Below are 6,345 nucleotides of genomic sequence, written 5' to 3' on the forward strand. Positions count from 1 at the left end.
GCGCATGGCGGGCACGAAGCTGGAGGCCAAGTCGAGATCGTCGACTTGCAGCATGGAATCGATGAAGTAGACCAGCGGATACCCCGACAGGTCCTCGATCGTCGCGGGTGCGCCGTGCTCGCGCAGGTATTCGCGGGAACCGTAGAGGCCGAGACAGTAGTCGGCCAGGTGAGTGGCGGTGGCGCGGTGCACTTGCGGCTCACCTACCACGATCTCGAGATCGAGCCCCGAACGCTGTTGCGAGGCGCGGCGGGTGATCGCCACGATCTCCACCGAGATCTCGGGATGCCGCCGTTGCACCTCCGCCGCCGCGGGCGCGGCGATGTAGGCGCTGAAGCCGTCGGTCGCCGAGAGCCGGACCACTCCCTGTAGTACCCGGTTGCCGTCGGCGTCCGCGGCCAGTGACTTCACCGCCGATTCCACCGCCTCGGCCGCGGCCAGGGCCTCCCTGCCCAGATCGGTCAGTTCCCAGCCGCCGGTCACCCGGGTGAGCACCCGGCCGCCGAGGGTGCGCTCCAGCGCGGCGATGCGCCGGGAGATGGTGGTGTGGTTGATCCCGAGTTCCTCGGCGGCGGTGACGAATCGGCCGGAGCGCCCGACGGCCAGGAGTACGAGGAGGTCGTCCGCGCTGGGACGACCGGGAGAGGCCGGGCGCATATCTGCATCTTTGCAGAGACGTACTGCACAAATGGTCATTGCGGCGCAATTCCTCTGCACCAATACTCGGTGCAGCCAAGCATTGTGGGGGCCGTCACATCGGGAACCGATTGTGGCCCCGGGCACGAAGGAGAAGTGCGATGAGGGAGCACAGCGCCGTAGCGGCGGATCGAGGCGGGACGACCAGCGGCCTGCGCCGCGTGGTGGCCGCGTCGATGGCGGGCACGGTGGTGGAGTGGTACGAGTTCTTCCTGTACGGCACCGCCGCCACGCTGGTGTTCAGCAAGGTGTTCTTCGCCAAGGGCACCAGTGATCTGGACGCCATTCTCGCCGCGTTCGTCACCTACGCGGTCGGCTTCGCGGCGCGGCCGCTCGGCGGCGTGGTGTTCGGGCACTTCGGCGACAAGTACGGCCGCAAGAAGCTGCTGCAGTTCAGCCTGGTGCTGGTGGGCAGCGCCACGTTTCTGATGGGCTGTCTGCCGACCTTCGGGCAGATCGGGTACTGGGCCCCCGCGCTGCTGGTGGCCCTGCGGTTCATCCAGGGCTTCGCGGTCGGCGGTGAGTGGGGCGGCGCGGTGCTGCTGGTCGCCGAGCACAGTCCGAGCCGCGGTCGCGGATTCTGGGCGAGCTGGCCGCAGGCGGGCGTGCCCGCGGGCAACCTGCTGGCCACGGTGGTGCTGCTGGTGCTCACCTCCACGCTGTCGGACGACGCGTTCCTCGGCTGGGGCTGGCGGGTCGCGTTCTGGCTCTCGGCGGTCGTGGTGCTGATCGGCTACTACATCCGCACCAAGATCACCGACGCGCCCATCTTCGTCGCGGCGCAGCGGGAGGCCGAGCAGATCAAGGCGACCTCGCTGAGCGTGGTGGAGGTGCTGCGCCGCTACCCGCGCGGCGTGTTCACCGCGATGGGGCTGCGTTTCGGCGAGAACGTCATGTACTACCTGGTGGTCACGTTCACGATCACCTACCTGAAGACGCAGGTGCACGCCGACACCCAAGTGATCCTGTGGTGGCTGCTGGCCGCGCACGCGGTGCACTTCGCGGTGATCCCGCTGGTGGGCAGCCTGTCCGACCGCATCGGCAGGCGACCGGTCTACCTGATCGGCGCGCTCACCGCGGGCACCTGGGGTTTCTTCGCCTTCCCGATGATGGACAGCGGCCACAACGTGATCATCATGTCCGCCATCATCATCGGCTTGATCTTCCACGCCTTCATGTACGCCGGGCAGCCCGCGATCATGGCCGAGATGTTCCCCACCCGGATGCGGTATTCCGGTGTGTCCCTCGGCTACCAGGTGACCTCGATCGTGGCCGGTTCGCTGGCGCCGATCATCGCCGTCCGGCTGCTGAACACCTACCACTCGGCGGTGCCGATCGCCTGGTACCTGGCGGGCGCCGCCGCGGTGAGCGCGATCGCCGTGCTCGTCGCACGAGAGACGAAGGGGCTGACCTTGGAGAGCATCGATGACGCCGACGCCGAGATTGTCGGCGCACGCACCGAAGTGACCGTGCGATGAGCGATCTGGCGGGGCGCAGCGCCTTGGTCACCGGCGGCGCGAGCGGCATCGGCGCGGCGTGCGCCCGCGCGCTCGCGGCGCGGGGGGCCACGGTCACGGTGGCCGACGTCGACGACGTCGGCGCGAAGACGGTGGCCAGGGAGCTCGGCGGCAAGGCATGGGCGGTGGATCTGCTCGACGTGGCGGCGCTGGAGGAGCTGGAACTCGACGTCGACATCCTGGTCAACAACGCCGGGGTGCAGCACGTCAGCCCGATCCAGGACTTCGCGCCGCAGCGCTTCCGCGACCTGCTCACCCTGATGGTCGAGGCGCCGTTCCTGCTGGTGCGCGCGGCACTGCCGCACATGTACCGGCAGGGCTGGGGACGGATCGTCAACATCTCCTCGATCCACGGCCTGCGCGCCTCCGAATACAAGATCGCCTACGTGACGGCCAAGCACGGACTGGAGGGGCTGTCGAAGGTGACCGCGCTGGAGGGCGGCCCGCACGGCGTCACCAGCAATTGCGTGAACCCGGGCTATGTGCGGACGCCGCTGGTGGACAAGCAGATCGCCGATCAGGCCAAGGCGCACGGCGTGCCCGAGCAGGAGGTGGTGGAGAAGATCCTGCTCACCGAGAGCGCGATCAAGCGGCTCGTCGAGCCGGAGGAGGTCGCCTCGCTGGTGACCTGGCTCGTGTCGCCCGCGGCGGGCATGGTCACCGGCGCGGCCTACACGATGGACGGCGGGTGGAGCGCGCGATGAGGGCGCGCTCACCCCAGCGCGGTCAGCGCCATCCTGCGCAGCACCGGTCTGGCGCGGGCCGCGGTCGCGTCGCTCGCGCTGTGCGGGGTGGAGTTGATCAGGCCGAAGGCGGCGTGGGCCTGCACCCGCGCCGTCTCCTCGGGTAGTTCCGGATGCAGCTCGCGCAGCACGCCCACCCAGATCTCCACGTACTGGCGCTGGGTGCGGCGGATCTCGCGGCGGGCGGGCGCGGGCACGTTGTCCAGGTCGCGGTCCTGGATGCGGATCAGCTCCGGCTCGCCGAGCGCGAAGTCCAGGTGATGATCGACCAGCCCGGCGAGCGCCTGTTCGGCGGAGTCGGTGCCCGCGACCACCTTCTTGCCGCCGTCGAGCAGGCGCTGACTCACCCCGACCAGCAGTTCGACCAGCAGCGCCTCCTTGTTCGGGAAGTGCCGGTAGACCGCGGGGCCGCTGATGCCGACGGCGGCGCCCAGGTCGTCCAGGCGCATGCCGAGGAAGCCGCGATCGGCGATCAACCGCGCTCCCGCTTCCAGCAGTTGCGCCCTGCGCTGCGCCTTCAGTTGCTCACGACGGGTGGGCGCGACGGATTCGGCACTGGTCACACGTGGTCCTTTCCGCCGATCTGGACAGTTCGGTTAATCAAGACTAACCTGAATTCCAGTTATCGTCGACTAACTGGACGACAGGATGGCGTGATGACCGTTACCGAAGAGGCCGTCGGAAACCGCGCCGCGCACGCGGCGCTGGTCGACGACCTGCGCGCCCGGCTGTCCGCCGCGGCGCTGGGCGGGCCCCCGAAGGCGCGCGACCGCCACGTCGCGCGGGGCAAACTCCTGCCCAGACAGCGGGTGGACCAACTGCTGGACCCGGGGAGCCCGTTCCTCGAACTCTCCCCGCTGGCCGCGACCGGGATGTACGGCGACGAGTCCCCCGGAGCCGGGATCATCACCGGGATCGGCCGGGTCTCCGGCCGGGAATGCGTGATCGTGGCCAACGACGCGACGGTCAAGGGCGGCACCTACTACCCGATGACGGTGAAGAAGCATCTGCGGGCGCAGGAGATCGCGCTGCAGAACCAGCTGCCGTGCGTCTACCTGGTCGACTCGGGCGGCGCGTATCTGCCGCGCCAGGACGAAGTGTTCCCCGACCGCGAGCATTTCGGGCGCATCTTCTACAACCAGGCGACCATGAGCGCCAAGGGGATTCCGCAGATCGCCGCGGTGCTCGGCTCCTGCACCGCGGGCGGCGCCTACGTACCCGCGATGAGCGACGAAGCCGTGATCGTGCGCAACCAGGGCACCATCTTCCTCGGCGGCCCGCCGCTGGTGAAGGCCGCTACCGGTGAAGTGGTCACGGCCGAGGAACTCGGCGGCGGCGAACTGCACTCGCGCACCTCCGGCGTCACCGACCACTTGGCCGAGGACGACCAGGACGCGCTGCGCATCGTGCGTCGCATCGTGGCCACGCTCGGACCGCGCACGCCGGTCCCGTGGGACGTGCGGCCGGTCATCGCGCCCGCCGCGCCGGAGTCCGAGCTCTACGACGTGGTGCCGGTCGACCTGCGCACCCCCTACGACGTGCGCGAGGTGATCCATCGCCTGGTCGACGGAACGCCGAGCGGCGAGAGCGGTTTCCACGAGTTCAAGGCCGAGTACGGCAAGACCTTGGTCACCGGATTCGCGCACATCCACGGGCATCCGGTGGGCATCGTCGCCAACAACGGCGTGCTGTTCAGCGAATCCGCCATGAAGGGCGCGCATTTCATCGAGCTGTGCGACAAGCGCAGCATCCCGCTGCTGTTCCTGCAGAACATCACCGGCTTCATGGTCGGCCGCGACTACGAGGCGGGCGGCATCGCCAAGCACGGCGCGAAGATGGTCACCGCGGTGGCCTGCGCGCGCGTGCCCAAGCTCACCGTCGTCATCGGCGGCTCCTACGGCGCGGGCAACTACTCGATGTGCGGGCGCGCGTATTCGCCACGGTTCCTGTGGATGTGGCCGAACGCCCGGATCTCGGTGATGGGCGGCGAGCAGGCGGCGTCGGTTCTGGCGACCGTGCGCGGCGACCAGCTCGACAGCAGCGGGCAACCGTGGTCGGCCGCGGACGAGGAGGCGTTCAAGGCTCCGATCCGGGAGCAGTACGAGAGCCAGGGCAACCCCTACTACTCGACGGCCAGGTTGTGGGACGACGGCGTCATCGATCCCGCCGACACCAGAACCGTGCTCGGGCTCGCGCTGTCGGTGTGCGCGCAAGCTCCGCTCGAACCGGTCTCCTACGGCGTTTTCCGGATGTGATGACGATGCTGAACAGATCCGTTCCCGTCGGATTCGACACCGTGCTCGTCGCCAACCGCGGCGAGATCGCGGTGCGAGTGATCCGCACGCTGCGCGCCTTGGGCATTCGCTCGGTGGCCGTCTACAGCGACGCCGACGCCGACGCCCGCCACGTCCACGAGGCCGACACGGCGGTGCGCCTCGGCCCGGCCCCCGCCCGGGAGAGCTACCTCGCCATCGACCGGGTGGTGGCCGCCGCCGTCCGCAGCGGTGCGCAAGCGGTCCATCCGGGCTATGGGTTCCTCTCGGAGAACGCCGCTTTCGCCGCCGCGCTGGCCGAGGCGGGCATCGTCTTCCTCGGCCCGCCCGCCCGCGCCATCGAGGTGATGGGCGACAAGATCACCGCGAAGAACACCGTGGCCGCGTTCGGCGTCCCCGTGGTGCCTGGCATCGCCACCCCCGGCCTGACCGATGACGAACTGATCGCCGCGGCCGCCGATGTCGGCTATCCGGTGCTGGTCAAGCCGTCCGCGGGCGGTGGAGGCAAGGGCATGCGCCGCGTGGACGATCCCGACCGCCTGCCGGAGGCGCTGCGCAGCGCCCGGCGCGAGGCCGCCGCCGCGTTCGGCGACGACACGCTGTTCCTGGAACGGTTCGTCACCCGGCCGCGGCACATCGAGGTGCAGATTCTCGCCGACCAATTCGGCAACGTGCTGCACCTGGGCGAGCGCGAATGCAGCTTGCAGCGCCGCCACCAGAAGGTGATCGAGGAGGCGCCCTCGCCGCTGCTGGACGCGGCCACCAGGGCCAGGATCGGCGCCGCCGCCTGCAACACCGCGCGCAGCGTGGACTACGTGGGCGCGGGCACCGTGGAGTTCATCGTCTCCGCAGACCGGCCCGACGAGTTCTTCTTCATGGAGATGAACACCCGCCTGCAGGTCGAGCATCCGGTCACCGAGCTGGTCACCGGCGTCGACCTGGTGGAATGCCAGGTCCGGGTGGCGGCGGGGCAGAAGCTGGCGGTGGCGCAGGACGACATCCGCATGGTCGGGCACGCGATCGAGGCCAGAGTGTACGCCGAGGATCCGGGCCGCGGGTTCCTGCCCACCGGCGGCACGGTGCTCGACCTCGACGAGCCGGAGGGCTTCGGCGTCC

Annotated in this window: 6 protein-coding genes; 4 read left to right on the top strand and 2 right to left on the bottom strand. The window is 69.6% G+C overall.

The genetic code is table 11. From position 1 onward, the window contains the following. Positions 1 to 657, bottom strand: a 657-nt coding sequence (locus ON21_RS25330) for a LysR family transcriptional regulator (RefSeq protein ID WP_174372206.1), incomplete at its 3' end; no start/stop codon positions are given. Positions 658 to 797: 140 nt separating this feature from the next. On the opposite strand from ON21_RS25330, the gene ON21_RS25335 reads away from it, so the two are divergent. Next, complete coding sequence (locus ON21_RS25335) at positions 798 to 2,174, top strand: MFS transporter (RefSeq protein ID WP_039801652.1); 1,377 nt, start codon at positions 798 to 800, stop codon at positions 2,172 to 2,174. Next, the gene (locus ON21_RS25340; RefSeq protein WP_039801653.1) at positions 2,171 to 2,917 is read left to right on the top strand and encodes a 3-hydroxybutyrate dehydrogenase; all 747 of its coding nucleotides are present in this window, start codon (positions 2,171 to 2,173) and stop codon (positions 2,915 to 2,917) included. Before ON21_RS25335 ends, ON21_RS25340 begins: the two co-directional genes overlap by 4 nt. A gap of 8 nt (positions 2,918 to 2,925) precedes the next feature. Here ON21_RS25340 and ON21_RS25345 read toward each other — a convergent pair whose 3' ends face one another. After that, the gene (locus ON21_RS25345; protein WP_039801654.1) at positions 2,926 to 3,519 is read right to left on the bottom strand and encodes an SACE_7040 family transcriptional regulator; all 594 of its coding nucleotides are present in this window, start codon (positions 3,517 to 3,519) and stop codon (positions 2,926 to 2,928) included. Between the two features lie 93 nt (positions 3,520 to 3,612). Here ON21_RS25345 and ON21_RS25350 point away from each other — a divergent pair, with 93 nt between their 5' ends. Next, a complete protein-coding gene (locus tag ON21_RS25350) occupies positions 3,613 to 5,211 on the top strand; it encodes a carboxyl transferase domain-containing protein (RefSeq protein ID WP_039801656.1) in 1,599 nt (532 codons plus the stop codon). A 5-nt stretch (positions 5,212 to 5,216) separates the two neighbouring features. Further along, a partial coding sequence (locus ON21_RS25355) for an acetyl-CoA carboxylase biotin carboxylase subunit (RefSeq protein ID WP_039801661.1) occupies positions 5,217 to 6,345 on the top strand: 1,129 nt, incomplete at its 3' end.

Origin of the sequence: Nocardia araoensis NBRC 100135, from assembly GCF_000308435.1 — a bacterium.
In the GTDB taxonomy this organism is placed as follows: domain Bacteria; phylum Actinomycetota; class Actinomycetes; order Mycobacteriales; family Mycobacteriaceae; genus Nocardia; species Nocardia araoensis.

Bases quoted from the DNA above. Each gene is read 5' to 3' on its own strand.
- ON21_RS25350 (WP_039801656.1), top strand. From the start codon at position 3,613: ATGACCGTTACCGAAGAGGCCGTCGGAAACCGCGCCGCGCACGCGGCG.
- ON21_RS25335 (WP_039801652.1), top strand. From the start codon at position 798: ATGAGGGAGCACAGCGCCGTAGCGGCGGATCGAGGCGGGACGACCAGC.
- ON21_RS25340 (WP_039801653.1), top strand. From the start codon at position 2,171: ATGAGCGATCTGGCGGGGCGCAGCGCCTTGGTCACCGGCGGCGCGAGC.